This window comes from Runella zeae DSM 19591 (genome assembly GCF_000423565.1).
GTDB lineage: Bacteria > Bacteroidota > Bacteroidia > Cytophagales > Spirosomataceae > Runella > Runella zeae.
Map to the genome: position 1 here is coordinate 79,576 of NZ_AUIF01000038.1, position 17,030 is coordinate 96,605.

18 protein-coding genes are annotated in these 17,030 nt (G+C 41.2%); 5 read left to right on the top strand and 13 right to left on the bottom strand.

Features of this window, described 5'->3' with window-relative positions:
- Nucleotides 1-55: 55 nt before the first annotated feature.
- Nucleotides 56-358, top strand: a complete 303-nt coding sequence (locus G563_RS0111980) for a hypothetical protein (RefSeq protein ID WP_028665522.1) — start codon at nt 56-58, stop codon at nt 356-358.
- Between the two features lie 22 nt (nt 359-380).
- Here G563_RS0111980 and G563_RS0111985 read toward each other — a convergent pair whose 3' ends face one another.
- Nucleotides 381-797, bottom strand: a complete 417-nt coding sequence (locus G563_RS0111985; protein ID WP_028665523.1) for a molybdenum cofactor biosynthesis protein MoaE — start codon at nt 795-797, stop codon at nt 381-383.
- Between the two features lie 138 nt (nt 798-935).
- Here G563_RS0111985 and G563_RS0111990 point away from each other — a divergent pair, with 138 nt between their 5' ends.
- Entirely contained in the window at nt 936-2,198 is a 1,263-nt protein-coding gene (locus G563_RS0111990) for a metallophosphoesterase (RefSeq protein WP_028665524.1), read from the top strand.
- 133 nt (nt 2,199-2,331) lie between these two features.
- On the opposite strand, the gene G563_RS0111995 is transcribed toward G563_RS0111990, so the two are convergent.
- The 7 genes from G563_RS0111995 to G563_RS0112025 all read right to left on the bottom strand — a co-directional run bounded on the left by G563_RS0111995 (nt 2,332) and on the right by G563_RS0112025 (nt 7,872).
- Nucleotides 2,332-3,585, bottom strand: coding sequence for an MFS transporter (locus tag G563_RS0111995; protein WP_028665525.1), 1,254 nt, complete (start codon nt 3,583-3,585; stop codon nt 2,332-2,334).
- Between the two features lie 37 nt (nt 3,586-3,622).
- Nucleotides 3,623-4,666, bottom strand: a complete 1,044-nt coding sequence (locus G563_RS0112000) for a winged helix DNA-binding domain-containing protein (protein WP_028665526.1) — start codon at nt 4,664-4,666, stop codon at nt 3,623-3,625.
- Between the two features lie 3 nt (nt 4,667-4,669).
- On the bottom strand, nt 4,670-4,897 hold the full coding sequence (locus G563_RS0112005; RefSeq protein ID WP_028665527.1) for a hypothetical protein: 228 nt from the start codon (nt 4,895-4,897) through the stop codon (nt 4,670-4,672).
- 43 nt (nt 4,898-4,940) lie between these two features.
- Nucleotides 4,941-5,534 carry a TetR/AcrR family transcriptional regulator gene (locus G563_RS0112010; RefSeq protein WP_028665528.1) on the bottom strand — a complete coding sequence of 198 codons (594 nt, stop codon included), beginning with the start codon at nt 5,532-5,534 and terminating at the stop codon, nt 4,941-4,943.
- A 439-nt stretch (nt 5,535-5,973) separates the two neighbouring features.
- The gene (locus G563_RS0112015) at nt 5,974-6,873 is read right to left on the bottom strand and encodes a carbon-nitrogen hydrolase family protein (RefSeq protein ID WP_028665529.1); all 900 of its coding nucleotides are present in this window, start codon (nt 6,871-6,873) and stop codon (nt 5,974-5,976) included.
- 1 nt (nt 6,874) lies between these two features.
- A complete protein-coding gene (locus G563_RS0112020; RefSeq protein ID WP_037326628.1) occupies nt 6,875-7,465 on the bottom strand; it encodes a GNAT family N-acetyltransferase in 591 nt (196 codons plus the stop codon).
- A gap of 8 nt (nt 7,466-7,473) precedes the next feature.
- The gene (locus tag G563_RS0112025) at nt 7,474-7,872 is read right to left on the bottom strand and encodes a ketosteroid isomerase-related protein (protein ID WP_028665531.1); all 399 of its coding nucleotides are present in this window, start codon (nt 7,870-7,872) and stop codon (nt 7,474-7,476) included.
- A 661-nt stretch (nt 7,873-8,533) separates the two neighbouring features.
- Here G563_RS0112025 and G563_RS0112030 point away from each other — a divergent pair.
- Nucleotides 8,534-9,283: a hypothetical protein gene (locus G563_RS0112030; RefSeq protein WP_028665532.1), complete on the top strand. Its 750-nt coding sequence runs from the start codon at nt 8,534-8,536 to the stop codon at nt 9,281-9,283.
- Nucleotides 9,284-9,429: 146 nt separating this feature from the next.
- On the opposite strand, the gene G563_RS0112035 is transcribed toward G563_RS0112030, so the two are convergent.
- Genes G563_RS0112035 through G563_RS0112050 form a run of 4 tightly spaced genes read right to left on the bottom strand, consistent with a single transcriptional unit; the run spans nt 9,430 to nt 14,992 of the window.
- A complete protein-coding gene (locus tag G563_RS0112035; RefSeq protein ID WP_028665533.1) occupies nt 9,430-11,913 on the bottom strand; it encodes a S9 family peptidase in 2,484 nt (827 codons plus the stop codon).
- Nucleotides 11,914-11,934: 21 nt separating this feature from the next.
- Entirely contained in the window at nt 11,935-12,858 is a 924-nt protein-coding gene (locus tag G563_RS34525) for an HNH endonuclease family protein (RefSeq protein WP_051210932.1), read from the bottom strand.
- Entirely contained in the window at nt 12,858-14,498 is a 1,641-nt protein-coding gene (locus G563_RS0112045) for an AAA family ATPase (RefSeq protein ID WP_028665534.1), read from the bottom strand. Before G563_RS0112045 ends, G563_RS34525 begins: the two co-directional genes overlap by 1 nt.
- A gap of 56 nt (nt 14,499-14,554) precedes the next feature.
- Complete coding sequence (locus tag G563_RS0112050) at nt 14,555-14,992, bottom strand: DUF2721 domain-containing protein (protein ID WP_028665535.1); 438 nt, start codon at nt 14,990-14,992, stop codon at nt 14,555-14,557.
- Nucleotides 14,993-15,167: 175 nt separating this feature from the next.
- On the opposite strand from G563_RS0112050, the gene G563_RS0112055 reads away from it, so the two are divergent.
- Nucleotides 15,168-15,839: an NUDIX hydrolase gene (locus G563_RS0112055; protein WP_028665536.1), complete on the top strand. Its 672-nt coding sequence runs from the start codon at nt 15,168-15,170 to the stop codon at nt 15,837-15,839.
- A gap of 138 nt (nt 15,840-15,977) precedes the next feature.
- Nucleotides 15,978-16,514 carry a hypothetical protein gene (locus tag G563_RS0112060; protein WP_028665537.1) on the top strand — a complete coding sequence of 179 codons (537 nt, stop codon included), beginning with the start codon at nt 15,978-15,980 and terminating at the stop codon, nt 16,512-16,514.
- Nucleotides 16,515-16,551: 37 nt separating this feature from the next.
- Here the strand turns inward: G563_RS0112060 and G563_RS0112065 are convergent, their stop codons facing one another.
- Nucleotides 16,552-16,959: a winged helix-turn-helix transcriptional regulator gene (locus G563_RS0112065; RefSeq protein ID WP_037326632.1), complete on the bottom strand. Its 408-nt coding sequence runs from the start codon at nt 16,957-16,959 to the stop codon at nt 16,552-16,554.
- Between the last annotated feature and the right edge of the window lie 71 nt (nt 16,960-17,030).

Here is a 17,030-nt window from a genome sequence, read left to right on the forward strand (position 1 = left end):
ATGAGACTCTTCCTAGAGGATAATTAATAATAACACTGTTTATACAATAGATACAATGATTTATATCACCCAACTTATTTATATCAAGCCAGGGCAAGAAAAGGTTTTTGATGAATTTGAGAGCGTGGCAATTCCCCTCATTGCTAAATACAACGGGAAGCTTTTGTTTCGGTTGCGTCCTTCAGATGAGTCTTATATTGTATCCCAAATAGAGAATCCCTATGAGATTCATCTTGTTGAATTTGGGACTCAGCAAGATTTTGAAGATTTCATGAAAGATGAAGAGCGGAAAAAGTTTTTAAATCTAAAAGAACAGTCTATCAAATCTTCGGTATTGTTTAAGGGTACCAAACTTTGAATTTTAGAATGAGATGTAAGCCCTAAGGGTGAGCTGCTACCCATACTTCGCCATCTTCAAAAAATTCTTTTTTCCAAATAGGTACAGTTTCTTTAAGGGTATCAATAGCAAATTGACAAGCTTCAAAGGCGGCGCGGCGGTGTGCGCAGGACACGGCAATAACCACGGGTATTTCGCCCACTTCCAAAATTCCTACGCGGTGATAAATTGCTATATTGAGCACGGACCATTGTTGGGCTGCTTCTTCGGCAATTTTTTGCATTTCTTTGATTGCCATTGGCGCATAGGCTTCAAATTCGAGCCGTAGTACTGTTTTACCTTTGGTCTGATTGCGCACTGTGCCTACAAAGGTGACAATTCCTCCAGCAGCGTCTGAAACTACGGATTCAAAACAAGTTTGTGGATTGAGGGGTTTATCAGAAAGTTGTATGTCAATCATGTCGAATCAAAAAGGATAAAAGCCAAAAATAGCAGGTTCATCCTAAAAATCTTCCGTTTCCCACAAATCTCTGTCAGATAATACACTTTTTGATGATGTATTTTGTTGTACCTCCAAATCCATTCTAATCATTTAACCATGAATCGTCTGCCTTCTATTCTGATAACTATAGGCGTCTTTTTTTTGTTGGACTTCTACGTTTTTCAAGCCGTTCGTACCCTGACTCGCGGACTATCTCTGGATGCTCGCCGCCTTATTCACACTATTTATTGGGCTATTCCTATCGTCAGTTTAGGGGTTTGGATTGTTACGCAGTTTTTGATACCTGCCGACTCGCTCAGCCGTATGACACGCCAATTCATTTGGACGGGGTTGCTGATTCCTTATTTTGCCAAGGTATTTGCTTTGTTTTTTGTGTTGCTAGATGATGTGGTACGCTTTGGGAAGTGGGTTGTAAGTTTGTTTGGCGACCAAGCCACTGCACCAAGTCCGGCGGTAGGAGAGCCTACGATTCCACGTTCAGAGTTTTTGATGAAATCGGCTTTGGCCGTTGCCGGAACTACCGTGGCTGGTTTTACTTATGGGATTATTTCTGGGGCGCATGATTACCGAATTCGCCGGGTAAAAGTACCTTTAAAAAACTTGCCTAAGGCTTTTGAAGGGATAAAAATTGCGCAATTATCAGACATACATTCTGGTAGTTTTTTTAACAAAACAGCAGTAAAAGGAGGTGTAGAAATGTTGATGGCACAGAAGCCAGATTTGTTTTTCTTTACGGGCGATTTGGTGAACAATACTGCCGATGAAGTAAAAGACTACATTGATATTTTTAAGAAAATTAAAGCACCCCTCGGTACCTTTTCGGTGCTGGGCAATCACGATTATGGGGATTATTATCAATGGCCAAGCGCCGAAGCTAAGCGACGAAATTTACTAGATTTGAAAGAAGCCCATCGGCTATTGGGTTGGGACTTGTTGGTTGACGAACATCGCGCAATCAAAGTAGGTAATGAGCAGATTGGTTTGTTGGGAATTCAAAACTGGGGTATGGGTGGTTTTGCCCAATATGGTAGTCTAGAAAAAGCTGCTCAAAATACCGAAGACTTTCCTGTCAAACTTCTGTTGTCGCACGACCCAAGCCACTGGAATGCTCAAGTAACTACAGATAAATTTAAGGATATTGATGTGGCTTTTGCGGGGCACACGCATGGCATGCAATTTGGGATAGAGGTAGGCGGTTTTCAGTGGAGCCCGGTTCAGTATCGTTACAAACAATGGGGGGGATTGTACACGCAAGGTGAGCAGCACTTGTATGTAAATAGAGGTTTTGGTTACATTGGCTATCCTGGTAGAGTAGGGATTTTACCTGAGATTACGATTCTGGAATTGGTGAGAGCATAAAAAAAACGTCAGTCTTCATTCGGACACCCAATACAGGAATATCTTTGAAAAATGGTAAAAATTGACAGATGTTATAAAATTTAACACTTGTTAAGTTTTACCATTTTTTTTCTGCGTATTGACGGTGGTAAATTTAAACTGATTGAATTTCAGGGTTTTGGTTCTGCTGTTTTTTAATTAAGCGATTTACGCGATACATCATCAATATACACAGAAGCGTAATCACTGCTGCGACTCCTCCGAGGGTGTTATAGTGTTCTAAAGGGCTGAAATTGTCTTTTTGAACCACAATCAAACCTGCTACAAAAGAGGCAATTCCACCCGCTATTTGTTGCAGCGAAGAATTGATACTCATAAATGCGCCTCTATCTTGAAGTACAGGAAGAGCAGAAATCATCGTAGTAGCCGGAACCATTCGACTCATGATACCGGCCATCATCAATACGTTGAAAAAGATGATAATGCCAAGGGGAACTATACCCAAATTGGTATAAATCAAAATCATGACCACCATCCAAAGTGAGGCGCCAGTGAAGAGTTTATATTTGTCGATTTTGTCGCTAAGACGACCAATAAACGGCATTACAATCAGCGAACTTACTCCCGCCACCATGAAGATTAGGGGGAGTTGTTGGGGAGTTACTTTAAGGTTGTTGATAGCATATACACTTCCAAAAGGCATCATCATAAATCCCCCAATAGACATAAGTGCTGTGGCCAAAAAGCCTATTCGATAATCGCGTTTGGAGAGAGTATGCCAAAGATGAGCCACAGCCTTGCGTTCGCTTTGATGGTGGAGGTGCTGATCTACGGGGCGCATCATTTGAATGATGACGATGGTCAAAATAATGCTTAATCCTACGATCATTAAAAAGGGAGATTGCCACCCCCAAATATTAGCCAAATAAAGACTAATAGGAATCCCTAATACCTGACTTGCGCCAAAGCCCATTTGCACAAAACCCATGACGCGGCCGCGTTGTTCGAGGCTAAAAAGGTCGGTGATAATCGCCATGCTAATTGAGCCAATAACACCCCCAAATAAACCCGTTAGGATACGAGCGGCTACGATGGTTTCGTAGGTGGGAGCGAGGCCACAAAAGAGCGTCCCTACAATAAACCCCATGTAAAAAAAGAGGAGTAATTTTTTGCGATCATACTTATCAGCAAAGCCAGCAGTAAGTAGCCCAGATACCCCCGCGCTAAAGGCATAGCTCGATACCACAAAGCCAAACTGAGAAGGAGTGATTTTCATGGATTTCATCAGTTGGTCGCCCAAAGGAGACATCACCATAAAATCTAGCACGACGGTAAATTGGGTAAGTGCGAGTAGGGCAACTACCCATTTTTGATAGTTCGAAAAAAGCGGTTTTTTGTCTTGCATCATGGTTGTTATCAATTTTTATTTGTCAGAGAAAAAAGGTTTAATTCTCTAAAAAGTGGATATATTCTTTGAGGGCTTTTTCGAGTAAGCCTGATTCAAAGTGCGTGTCGAAGAAAGAGGTTTGAACCTTTGTTTGTTTTTGGGAAATGACTTTTTTCCATATCCCTGTTACTTTTCCATCTACTACGATGATAGGTTTGAAGATACCATTTCCTGTAATCGCCTCTTGGTGTTTGTTGGGGGAAAGTGATGCCGTACGGTCTTTGTAGCTGACCATAAACTCATCAAAAGCAGGGAGCAGATGTACGCTATGAGTGGATATAGAAGGAGAGTTGAGGAAATAATAAAGTTGGTCGTTTATTTTTTCATTGATAAAATTAGATTGCACCAATGCGACAGCCTTACGTGCGTCCGTGATTTTGAGTCCCGACCACCACGCAAAATCTTGCACCGTAGCAGGGCCGTGACTTGTAAAATATTTGAGGGCTAGTTTGCCTAGTGCTTCTTCGCGAGACAAAGGCTGCGTAGCAGGAATACGCTCATCGACTAGCGCGTAGGTGATTTGTTTGTCGCGCGTAGGACCATTGCAAATCAAGCAATTGAGTTCGGCATATGCCGTCAGATGCGCCGCTCTCAAATCGGATGTAATGATGCCTGCTTGTTCAATTTGAGCCATCAGCTCACTTCTCGTAAGATAGTTGTGACCCGCTAAAGCCGTGGCCATCACCTCACTAGCTTTTTGGAGTGTTTGATCATCTAGCGCTAGTTTACGATTCATAGATGCTACAAGTTGTTGGACATGAGGAGCCGTAAGCGCCATTATCCATCGGAGGTCTTGCGCTGCTACCCAATGCCACGTGGGGCGCATGATGTGTGTGCGTACGATTTGCCCTTCTTTGATAGCCTGCTCCACTTGCGAGTCGGTAGCTTGTGGAATACGAAGCCCAATGCCCCATTTGGACATGGTATAATCTTGCGCTTGCACCGCTCCCAAGTGTGATACTACCTCGGCAGGAGTCAGCAAATCGCTATTGAAAATTTTTTGGGACAGAAGCCGATGAGTGGCAATATTGATAGGCTGCATATGTCAATAGGTAAGCTCTTCACAAATAAAACCAGCGTTGGATACCAATTCTTGAATTTGAGTAACTATGCTCTCCGTCGTTTCGATGCGTAGCACACAGTCGCAATCTTCACAATCGACCGTCCAGCGTCTAATGTCAGCTACGGCATCCAATATTAGCCCTATGTTGTACTTGTCGGCCTCGGTTTTGATGTCGGTTTTGAAGATGAGTATTTCGAATGAGCTTTCCATGATTTTTGTAGTGAAGGCGATTCATACGTTAAAAGATAGATAATCAAGAGGGAGTTAAAGCTTTGATGGTAAGCGCTAGGGTTTGCTCTATGATGTCATTAGAAATTTTAAATGGCTGTCCTCCGATACTGCGTCCTTCGTGATGAAACCGAATCAAATTATAAAGAGGGGCGTATGCTATCGACCAAAACACTTCTATGGGCATTGGACTGAGTTCGCCGCGTCTGATGGCATTTTTTACAAACATTCCCATCGAGATTTTGAAATCTTCTACAAAGTTTTCCATAATTTTTTCTTTGAAAGAAGAACTTCTAATCTGTTCGTAAAATTCTGATTCTAAGCGATTTTCGATGGCATATTGAGCGCGGTTTCGCCACTGAATGCGAAGCCCTTCAGCAAAGGGCAAATCTGCGTGGAAATCTTTCAAAACACTTTCACTGAATTTTTTGCCGATGATTAGCCCAATGCTCGTAATGAGGTCTTCTTTGTCTTTATAGTAAATATACAAAGTAGCGGGGGAGACCTCCGCTGCTTTTGCCAGTTTTTGCATACTAAAGCCCTCTAATCCGTGAGCTACGATAAGCTCGATGGCTTTTTGCTGTACTTGTATTTCTTTGCTTTCGTCACGTGTTCTCATGATGGTTACAAAGATAAATGAATGTTTGTTTATTTTTAAATTAAAAAATGATTAAGTAGTTTGGTTTAATGCCTGCTTAACGCGGGCAGGGTTCAAAACGCTGCTCGCGTTAGTACGCCATTTGCTTTTTTTTAGATATTCTAGTGATGTTACAGAGAAGTAGATTGATTTGGTGTAGGTTTAGGTTTAACGCAGGCAGCGTTCAAAACGCTGCCTGCGTTTAAACGTTGTGTTGAAACGTCTTTAGTCAAATATTCTCGTGATACTACAGAGATAGATGTTAATGCCTACTTAACGCAGGTAGCGTTCAAAACGCTACCTGCGTTGAAACGTTCTTTAGTCAAATATTCTCGTGATGCTACAGAGGTAGATGTTAATGCCTACTGCCTACTTAACGCAGGCAGCGTTCAAAACGCTACCTGCGTTGATATGTAGATAATTAAAGTTTTATTCTATTGATGGTAATTTCTTCGTTACGAAAATTTGCTTGTAGTCGTGCGTGATCTTTAAAATTGAAGACTTGACCATCAGTACGTACTTGGTCGATTTTGGTAAAATCAAGGGTTTCTACCAGCCAACCTACTTTTTGAGGAGTCATATAGCTTATAATACCTTCTTCAGGGAGATTTTTGTCGGGAGTACAATAACAAGCCGCAAAGCCATAGTTGACATCCACGGCAGGTGACCACGTAGCCTCGCCAATGGTTTGGGAGACTACCATATAGGCTTGATTTTCGAGGGCACGAGCGCGAGCACCTACGTGTACACGCGTAGATCCTCGGATGGTTTCTGTACAACTTGGCACCAAAATCAGTGACGCGCCTGCTTCGCTAAGTTTTTGACTTCCAATACTAAACTCTACATCATAGCATATCTGTATCCCAAAACTACCCCATTCGGCTTCAAAAAGCGTCAACACTTTAGGGGAGGTTTGGATACCCCATTCTTCATCTTCAAAACGAGTCATAAAAAATTTGTCCTGATAGCCTACCAATCCTTTGGGCGAAAACACAAAGGCGCGATTGTGGGCTTTCTCATTTTCGATGACAGGAATGCTCGGAGCCACAATCACGACTTGATACAAACGCGCCAAATCCGCAAAAACTGCGCAAAAGTTGTGTTTGAGGGTGTCAAGTTCTAGTACTTGTCGCCTAATATCAAGGCGAATTTCGTCGGAAAAGATACTCACCAATTCCATCGAGCCATACTCAGGAAATACCAAAAGCTGCGCTTGTTGCTTCACAGCCTGGGCGACCCATTCAGAGGTGTGCTGTTGCCATGCTTCAAAATCTGTATGATGACTGATAGGGTATTGGGCGGAGGCTATGGTAACGTTCATTTTATAGTTCTTTTTTCCAATAAACCATCGGTTTTACAGTGGGAGAAGTATCGCCTACATCGAGCCATTCAAAACTGCTTTGTAAGCTTGGGTCTTTTTGATAGCCTCTTTTGAGCCAAAAGGCATCATTGGGGCGGTAGTTTTGGGGTTGAGCAGGGTGGTTGTCTTCTCTTACTACGGCACAAAAACAGGTAGTGGTATAAGTACCAAAACTTCGCGTATGAGCTTCGCGTTCGTCAAAAAAACGGTGCCCTAGTCCTAGCCCTCGATAAGCGGGAAGTAAAATGCTTTCGCCGAAGTAAAATATTTTACTTAAATCATAACCTGCCTCTTCAAAAGGCAAACGCACTTCGGGGGTTTCGTTGAGAAGGGGAATACAGGTGGTAGCTCCTACCATTTGGAGACCATCATAAACCGCAAATAAAAACCCTCTTTCGGCAGCGGCGTAGGTTTGTAAGTATTCTTTTTCGTGAGAAAGTGTGCCTTCGTATAGATAGGGGAAATCTCGAAAAACAGCGATACGGAGCTGACCTAGGTCTTCAAACACAGTAGCGATTTTGCCACCGTGCTTGCTGATAAAAGATAGATTCATGCTAGTAGTTACGAAACTAATTTAATCCAAAGAGGTAGGTTGTAGTAAGTGGTGACGCGGGTGATTTTGCCATTTTTTACTTCCAAAAACGCCCCTGCTGGCAACACATACTGCTGTCCGTGAGCGGGAGGCAGACCTTCTTCGGCTTTTTTGTAAGTACCATTGACCACAAATTCGGCAGCGATGCGGCTATCGTCTGAAGCGCTAAAAAATACCATATCGCTCAAAGTCTCTTCGTACGATTCGTCCATGTGTTGCATAAACTCGGTGAACTTTTCGTTGCCGATTCTGACTTCGCCTTGATTGGGCTCGTGGCGCACTTCGGGGTCTAGCAAAGATAGCATTCCCTCCCAGTTTTTTTGATTAAAATAAGCGTAGTACTGTTTTACGATGTCTAAAGAAGTCATTTGAATAAAGTATAAGATGTACCAAAAGGGTAACTGCTTTTAGGTGATTGCAGTTCCGAAAGATGCTATGGTAATTGCATAAAATGTCGCTAAACTTGGAAAGTCACCGCTTACCACGCTATAGGAGTCAACGAAATTTACTGTATCTTTTTCAATAATTTTATGGTGATTTGTCGTTTTAAATAAAAATACTGGATTTCCGGTATTTCTATTTTAGAAAAAAATAAAAACCTTTGTAGTAGATGTTTTGCGTTGAATTTTCTTGTTTTTGTGAGTGTACATTTTCAAGTAAAAACTAATTTACTATTTACTAAGTTTTTTGTTTCTAATCTTTAATTGAGTTGAGGTGTAGATAGGGTGTTTTGGATTGCGTGTGGGTGTAAAAATGATTTTGCTGCGGTAATAGATTAGCATATTTTACCTTCAATCAGACCTGGTTTAGTATAAGTATTTTTGTGTAATAGTCTATAATGCAATGGTTTATGGGTGGGGTGTAAAGTGTAGATGTTATGCTAGAAGTTCAATATTGGATCAATATTGCCTAAAATGTATTCCTGCAGCTTCTTAAAATGAATGAAGAAAATGACTCAATATTATTTTAAACGTTAGCATTTATATATTCGTAAATAACAAAGTTTTTGTCACTTAAATATTGAATAATATGAAAAATTTAGCTTGTTTGTATGTAATATTATTTTTTTGTGCTTCATGCCAACCTAATGGTAATTTGGAAAAAACTTCTGTGCACAATGATGTAACATCAAGTAGAAGTGTTAAGGCAATCAAAACAGCTTTTGAAAATAGAGAGCTAGTGAGTCTGAGTAAAATCAACTATCATGGAGCCGCACCTGAAACAGTATCTTTAGGGCCTTTATTTGCCAGACTCCGTGACATTGGAGCTTTGCAACCTGTGAGAAATGACCAAGGTAAGTATGACTCCGCCGCAAAACTCTCTTGGAAAAATGAGGACGAAAAATTAAGAGGGTTTTTGAGTGGACTTAGCCAAACTGACGTGGCTACTTCCTGTATTAAACAATATTGCGCATTGCAAATGATTCTAAAAACGCAGTTGCTGGAAGACAATTCACCCGAAGTACTTGAAGCATTGAAGTATTATACTTATGTACTGGCAACCGAAAAAAATCTGAGTCCAGCGGTTTATTATTATAGTTTTCAAAAACTAAAAGTACTGGATAAATCAGAACAGTTGACGAAAATAGCCACCCATTCATTAAAAGCCATTGATGAAGCAATACTGCAAAATAAAGAAAATACCCAAAAAATGCAGCTTGCTTTGAAGGATTATCCTGAGGCTAAGAAAGGGGCTTTTTATATGGATCAAGTGAATGCTTCGCAAGAGTTAGATGCTCAGTATAAGTATTGTGCTCAATCTATCAAAAAGATGTTATAGGAGTTGTACAAAATACAGCTGAACATGGAAAGGCCATTAAGGGTAATCCTGAGGACTTCCCGTATTAAAAGGAATATAAGTATTTAAAAACCAAAAAACGCCAGCTCATGAGCTGGCGTTTTTTGGTTTTTAAATACAAAGTGGTTTTATTTTTCGCCTGACATCTGTCCTGTTTTACTATTAGATGTTTTAGGCGGGGCATTTTTGACATACTTGTCGAGCCAGCCGTTCATTTCAAATAGCATATGCAAAAGCGATTCTTTGGCGGTATAGCCGTGGCTTTCGTAAGGTAAAAATACCAATTTTGCCGTTGCACCCATGCCTTTGAGGGCATTGTAATAGCGTTCTGATTGAATCGGGAAAGTACCGGTGTTGTTGTCGGCTTCGCCGTGAATCATGAGAAGCGGTGTTTTCATCTTTTCTGCATTCATAAAAGGCGACATCTTGTTGTACACATCAGGTGCTTGCCAGTAGGTACGCTGCTCATTTTGGAAACCAAAAGGCGTCAAAGTCCGGTTGTAAGCTCCTGAGCGGGCAATTCCTCCGCGAAATAAGTTGCTGTGAGAGAGTAGGTTGGCGGTCATAAATGCCCCGTAAGAGTGTCCACCTACCCCTACACGACTAGCATCCACCACTCCAAGTCTTACCCCTTCGTCGATAGCGGCTTTGGCACTGGCTACGAGTTGTTCTACGTAAGTATCGTTGGGTTCTTTGTCGCCTTCACCCACAATCGGAATAGAGGCATTTTCGAGTACGGCGTATCCCATAGTGACAAAGGCCGCGCCAGTCCAGTAGCTAATACGGTTGAATTGATAAGGCGAACCATTGACTTGGCTAGCCGCTGCTGCGCTTTTGAACTCCGCAGGGTAAGCCCACAAAAACGTAGGCAGCGGACCGTCTTCTTTTTTGTAGCCAGGAGGCAACAAAAGGGTGGCGGTCAAATCTACGCCGTCGGGGCGTTTGTAGCGGAGTTGTTGTTTTTGAATTCCTTTGAATTGTGGGTAAGGGTGCGGGAAAAACGTAATCTGAGTCAAGGCAGGCTCGGCAGGCTTTTTACCTTTTTTGGGAGCAGGTTTGAGGTTACGAATAAAATAGTTGGGTTGCTCTTCTTGGGATTCGCGAGAGGTAAGAATCAATCCCTTTTGGGCATCAAGAATGCTGATAGGGCGCTCAAAATAAGGCGCTTCCGAACGCCACAAGCGGGTGCTTTGTTTGGTGGTAAGATTAAAAATATCTACAAACGGACGGTCACCTTCGGGCGAAGCTCCCTGACCCGTCAGGTAAATTTCGTTGTTGGGGGTGAGGTCCAAAACATATTCACCATACGCATTTTTTTTCAATTCGGGCGAGCCAGGGTTGTTGTAGCGGTCTTCCGAAGAGCGGTCAAATAGTACCACTGGATTGGCTGGGTTGCTTGGATTGACCCATTTTGTCAAGGTTTTACGGGTACTGTACCAGCGTTCTGAAAACAAAGCCACTTGGTCATTTCCCCAAGTAACACCCGCAAAACGATAGGCCGCGTTGTACAATTCTTTAGGAGTACCTGAAAAAGGCGCTTCTAAAGAATATACCACATCGCGAATCTCGGCTTTGCGTTTAGGATCGCCGCCGTCTTTGGCTTCTACCCAATAGACAGTGGCGGGGGCGTCGTTGCGCCAGTTGTGGTTGCGTTGTCCCATGGGCGCTGCATCTGGTCCCCAAGGTACGTTTTCGTGTAAAGGAGTGTCAGTAAGGGTTTTTACAAAACTTCCTGTACTGCCATAAATGTCAATTTTGGAAGGAAAGCGATTGACGGTTACCAAATAAGAAAAAGGGCGATGAATGGTTTCTACCATTACATAGCTGCCGTCGGGCGAGGGGACAGCCGCTGCAATGATACCCATACTACCTATTTTTTGAATCGTACCGGTTAAGCTGATTTTGGCTACCTGAGACGTACCATAGTACTCAAAAAGCTTTTCGTCGGTAGGGTTTTTGAGCAAATCTTGATACGTGGCCGCTTGCGCTTTTTTGCCCAAGTTTTCTTGTACGGTCGGTCCGGAAGGTACGCGACTGATTTCGGGGGCACCACCACGCTCGGCAGGGATGATTTTGGCAATCAAGCTTTGATTGTCCGAAACCCACTGATAAGGCGTTCCTAGAGTACCATTGAGAGCTAGGTCGGTGAGTTTGGCAGCTGCTGCGGTAGCTACATCGGCTACATATAGCTCGATTTTAGAGTCAGTAGTGTTTGTAAAGGCGATTTTGCTGTTATCGGGCGACCACTGAATGCTCGACAGTTTGGCATTGGCGGGTAGTCCCGTGATTTGGATATCGGAAGCACTTGCCGATACTTTTCTCAATTTCAGGTTGTTGACATACACGGCGCGACTTGGGCCACTTGTGGCGGGGTTGAGGCGTAAGCCAGCCAATCGCAGTTCGGGTTCAGAAAGCTCCGCAATGGTTGTAGTAGCGGTGTTGCGTTCTGAAATCAATAGCCACTGGCCTTTGCTATCGACGCTCACGGTAGGTGTGGGAGGGGCAAGTACCAAATCTGCTAGGGGTTTGGGAGGAGTTTGGTACCCGACATTGTCTTGGGCAAAGGCCGTAAATCCGCCTAAGCACAGCAAATACAATAGTGGTTTTCTCATGAGTTTTAGTTGTTTTTGAAGTTATGTGTGAATTGAATTAAAATATGACTCAAAAAAAGCTTGAGTAATTTCTTGTTGGTTATCAGACAATTGAGCTGTAACAAGGCTTTTGAAAATCGATGGACTAACTATAAGTGTCCTTCTCAAAAGAGTAAAAGATCGCTTGAACTCTGTAGCTTGTTGAAATAGTTGCTCAAATTCGGCAAACAAAAAATCTTTGAATTGGGTGGTATCTATTTTTTGATTGCTTAACAAACCAAAAGCCAACTTAATATTCTGCAAAATGGGATAGATTACACTTCCTTGTCTTTTTCTAAGTAATTCTTTTCTGTTAAGATTACAAATTTCGATTGTTTGTTCACCTCTTTCATTATGACCATCTAAGCCTTTAAGGGCAATGCCTTGGTATTGAGAATCAATCTCAAAAGTTAAAAAATCAATCGGGTTATCTATTTCTGGATGAAGTAGATAGGGGTTTTCATCTATAAGAGGGGGTTGATTCGCAATACATTTTTGTAAATCTAGTTTGCCCTCCCAAAGACAATCTTCGTAGGTACTGCGTTTATTTTTAATTGGGAATTTATCTCCTTTTCCACCCCCTATTTTATTGCATTCATGGCAAGTAGGCACCAAGTTAGACCATTCATAACATAGCCAAAAATAACCTCCATGATGGGTATTGATTATTCTTTTTTTAGGTCGATAATGTTCTATATAAGTATAGGTATGTTGTTCACAGTAAGCACATTTTCCATGATAAATCTCTTCGAGCGCTTCTACTACTTCTTCACGGATGATTTGGGTGTGTTCGTCTTTGTATTTGCCTCGATAGATGTCAGTATTAATTAAATTTTTGTCTGCTTCAATCTTCTTTAATAAGTCCAACAAGTCGGGACGAGATAAAGACGAAGGTTTTTGTGTGAGGTTTTTGTTTACTTTTCTCATCACTTTTTGAGTAGACTAAGCAATTCTTGTTTGTTTTCCTCAGTGAGGTATTGATCAATTTGTTTTTCAAGTTGGTCATTAAAAAGTACCTCTTGATAGGTTTGCTCACTTCTAATCATTTCATTGTTGGGTTTACTTTCAGGAATTAACTCCTGAAATCCAAAAATGGGTGATGTTAAAATAGCGTTTGGGGTCAATATGCTAAAATCTATATCCAGTTTTTCAATTTCAATTCCTTGTTGTTCACTGCGTTTTACGTGCAATAATACAGTATCACAAGGCGCTCCCAGCAATGGAATAGGGCTGTGGGTAGAAGCAATAAATTGAATACTGGGAAATAATTCAGTAAGCTTATGAACAAACAACTTTTGAAATTTAGGATGAAGGTGTAGCTCAAGCTCATCAATGATAACAACCCCCACCAAATCAGACAAGTTCGTTACTCCTTGTTTGGTAGATAAGCGATAAATCATATCACCTATCATCGCGATAATGTTGCGATAACCCGCTGCCAACTGAGTAAAAGTAACTCCATCGTTGACTAACTTACCCTCATCGTCTTTTTCAAAATACTTAACTTGAATAGCTTTGGTAGTACTATCTATTTCAATTTTTTCTAAATTGGGTAATAAGGATTTAAAGATATTTACGATTTGTCTGAACTCATCAGGGCGATAGGCATTGGTATCCTTAAGTAGTTGTTCTATGTCCAACAAAACGGCATTGGTATTAAATAAACTATAAGTAGGAGCACTCTGTTTTTCCAAACTTTCTTTGGTCGTATAGGCTGAAATTTGGAGCCTTGATGAGCCATAAGTTGCTAGATGATCCGTCACCCGATGTTGCTCAGCATAAGTAGGGCTGGAACTTGAGCGATTGGTCACTGTTGAAATGTCATCAATGTAATAAGTAACTTCAATCGTTGCCGAAGATGGTATGAGCTCGTTACCCATAGCATCATATCTGCCATGAAGTCCTGCTGCGATAGCTTGTAAAACCGAGGTTTTGCCAAATCCGTTTTCTCCGGTCAAAAATATCCAACGAGCATTATTAGGTAGATTTGTAATACTGGTATGTTTGATTCCTCGAAAATTCCGAACTTCTAAGGACGTAAGCGCAAGTTTCTTTTTTACAAAATTGGTGGGAGGACTATAAAAAGGTGATTTAGCAAGGTAGTTTTCAAATTCTTGTTGGGTAATAATAAAGTCTAAATCTGTTTTTTCAGCCTGAAACAAGGCTTTGATAGGAGGCCAATCTCTAGCCAAAAAATCTTGGAGATTATTGTTAATTTTAAAAGTATACTCTTGCTCACCGTACTTTAAGGGAGTATTGGAAGACAGTATCGAAACAATAGAATCCATGTATTTATCGTAGAAAGATTGCGGATTATTACCAAACACATACAAATCTTCCTTGCTATTGATTAAGAGAGAGAGGCGCGTATTGTAGGAATCTCTCCCCAAAAGCCTGACGACTACGACTTCTTCATATTGATTTTCTGGATTGATAGAGTACGAAAGAGGTTCAGAGTGACTTATTTCTGTCAGAAAATAGAACTCTCTCCCTGCTTGTTTTTCACTAAAATGGTGTTCGAGTAATAGGTCGAAAACGTGGCGATGTATGTCATTGAGACTAGTCATAAGATAGCTTTGTATTCAACAAATTACGTAAATGCGGCACAAAAAATCTACTTTTACTATTCATCTACTCTAAAGCGTCCAAAGAAGCCTGAGCGTTTTCCGAGTTGTTCTTCCATATCGCTGAGTTCGATTTTGAGCGCATGAATGGAAAGCGAAATTTCCCAAACCGAAAGACCCAAAGCTGCTATCTGGAGCAATAAAGCAACGAAAAATAACATTTGTGCGGCAGATTGGTAATGTAAATAGATGAAAAGCATGGAAATTGCGCTCAACAGCAAGCTCGTCACGATGATAAACTGTATATTTCTAATGATATGCACACGTCGGTGGAGGTGTTTGATTTGTTCGACATAGTTGACATCGGGCGTAACTCTAAACTTATCGTGCAGTTCGCGGATGAGACTCGCAATCGCTAAATAACGATTCGTGAAAGCAATCATCATCAACGATACCGTCGAAAACAAAATGGCTGGGGTACTTATGGAAAGTTCCATGTGTTTGTTAAAGTTGTAATTTAGTAAAGATAAGTCGCTATTGTTTATCTATTTGATTTTTAAAGGTCAATCAAATATACCAAGATAAGATAATTCTCAAACTACTTAATCTTTAAATGTAAAATGTATCCCCTTTAAAGCCAGATTAGAACTAACTTTGTCCAAAATTTTGACAATGAAAGAAAACGTTTTTGATTCCCACAAATTTAAACTTTGGAAGCGGCATTTGTTAAGTAATGGCCTCCAGATTCACCACATCGACGAAAAGTTTACCCGTCACAATAGCAACGGAGAGGCACTTTTTTCACTTTTGATGCTCGATGCTACCACTCCCGAAGGCGACAAAATTCCTCCTATTTGCTTTTTAAAAGGCGAAGTACTGTGCGTTTTGGTATGTCTTATTGATGAGCAAACCAAAGATAAATACCTCTTGCTGGTAAAACAGCGCCGCATCTGCGATGGTTCGATGACTTACGAACATCCCGCCGGTATGCTCGACAGCGAATCGGATGCCTATAAAGTAGCCGCCAAAGAAGTGTGGGAAGAAACGGGGATTCAGTTGGAAAGAAGCCAACTAGTACGCCTGTTAGACTTTCCTGCTTACCCTTCTACGGGTACGAGCGACGAAGCAATGCACTATTTTTATTGTGAAATCGAACTTCCCTTAGAACAAATCAAAGCTTACGATGAGCAATTTATGGGGGAAGCTTCTGAGCATGAGCGTATCGTGACTTGTGTGCTGCCTTTTGTGGAAGGTCATCGACTTATCAACAATGTCAATGGTATTTTGCTTGACTTTTTGTATCTAAAGGCTATCGGCGATTGGGAGTTGATGGCAAAATTGTAAGGTCGTGGCATGGTTTTTTGAGTTACCATAATGAGAAGTACTCAATACAAACAAAATGAGTAGGAGCTAAAAGTTGTGCCATTGTTCTCACCGAATGTTTGGAGTTGAGTTTTTGATAACCAATTAAATACTTAACACATGAAAACAATTAAAAAAATTGCCGAAAAATACCAAGTAAGTGAAGAAACTGCCCAAGCTCTGCTGATGGGGCTGAAAGTCACTGGTGGAAGACAAGTACAGTTTAACATAGGTGAACTGGGCGGCATGGGGCAATGGCAACCCGGAATGATAATGGTAGGCGATATGTTTGACATAGGCTTGAAGTACAAAGTAGATGGCTTATGCACTGAGCTATCGGAGCTAGTTCGGGCAGAGGAAGAAACGCCTAAAACACCTACTAAAGCCACTTCTAAAACCAAAGCACCGCCAAAAATCGAAAGTAAAAATACCAAACCTTCGGCCTCATTTCGGGGAAGTCAAAATGGGTATCATTATGCTTATTTTTCCTCAGAGAACAAATTAGAGATTGAACACGAGGGTAAAATTACAAAGTATAGTACCAAAGGTTATGAGCTTTCGGGAGTGCAGCAATCACAATCCAACAGTGTCCAGAATCTTACTTTTAGCTATCCTGGAGGTACGGTAAGTGTCAAAGATTTGAAAAAAATAAAATAGACTTCATGTCAATCCTAAAAGCTCTGCATAGGAGCTTTTAGGATTTGATCTCTTCTTCCACTAAATCTAAATCTTCAGTCGGGACTACTTCATTAGGTATAGCTGTACCCATAATACGCTTGCGGTGCTGTATGCCCCAAGCCCTCATTTCGTTAAGAACATTCCGCAACGAATGTCCGTAGGGAGTTAATTCATATTCTACGGTGACAGGAACAGTGTCGTACACGGTACGTTTGACCATTTGATTGATTTCTAATTCACGCAATTCTTTCGACAACATCCGAGGGGTAATGTTGATAATCGACCTTTCCAATTCTTTAAAACGTTTTTTTCCTTGTATTAAGGCTCCTAAAATGGGTAGTTTCCATTTGCCACTGATGATGTCAAGACAGTCGCGGACGGGTACTACATAGTCTGCACAATTGGGCAAGTCTTCTTTTATCATTTGTATACAAATCGTTTAGTTGCTATCATGAAGTATACCGATATACTTTGGTATAGTAGTTACTTTTGTAT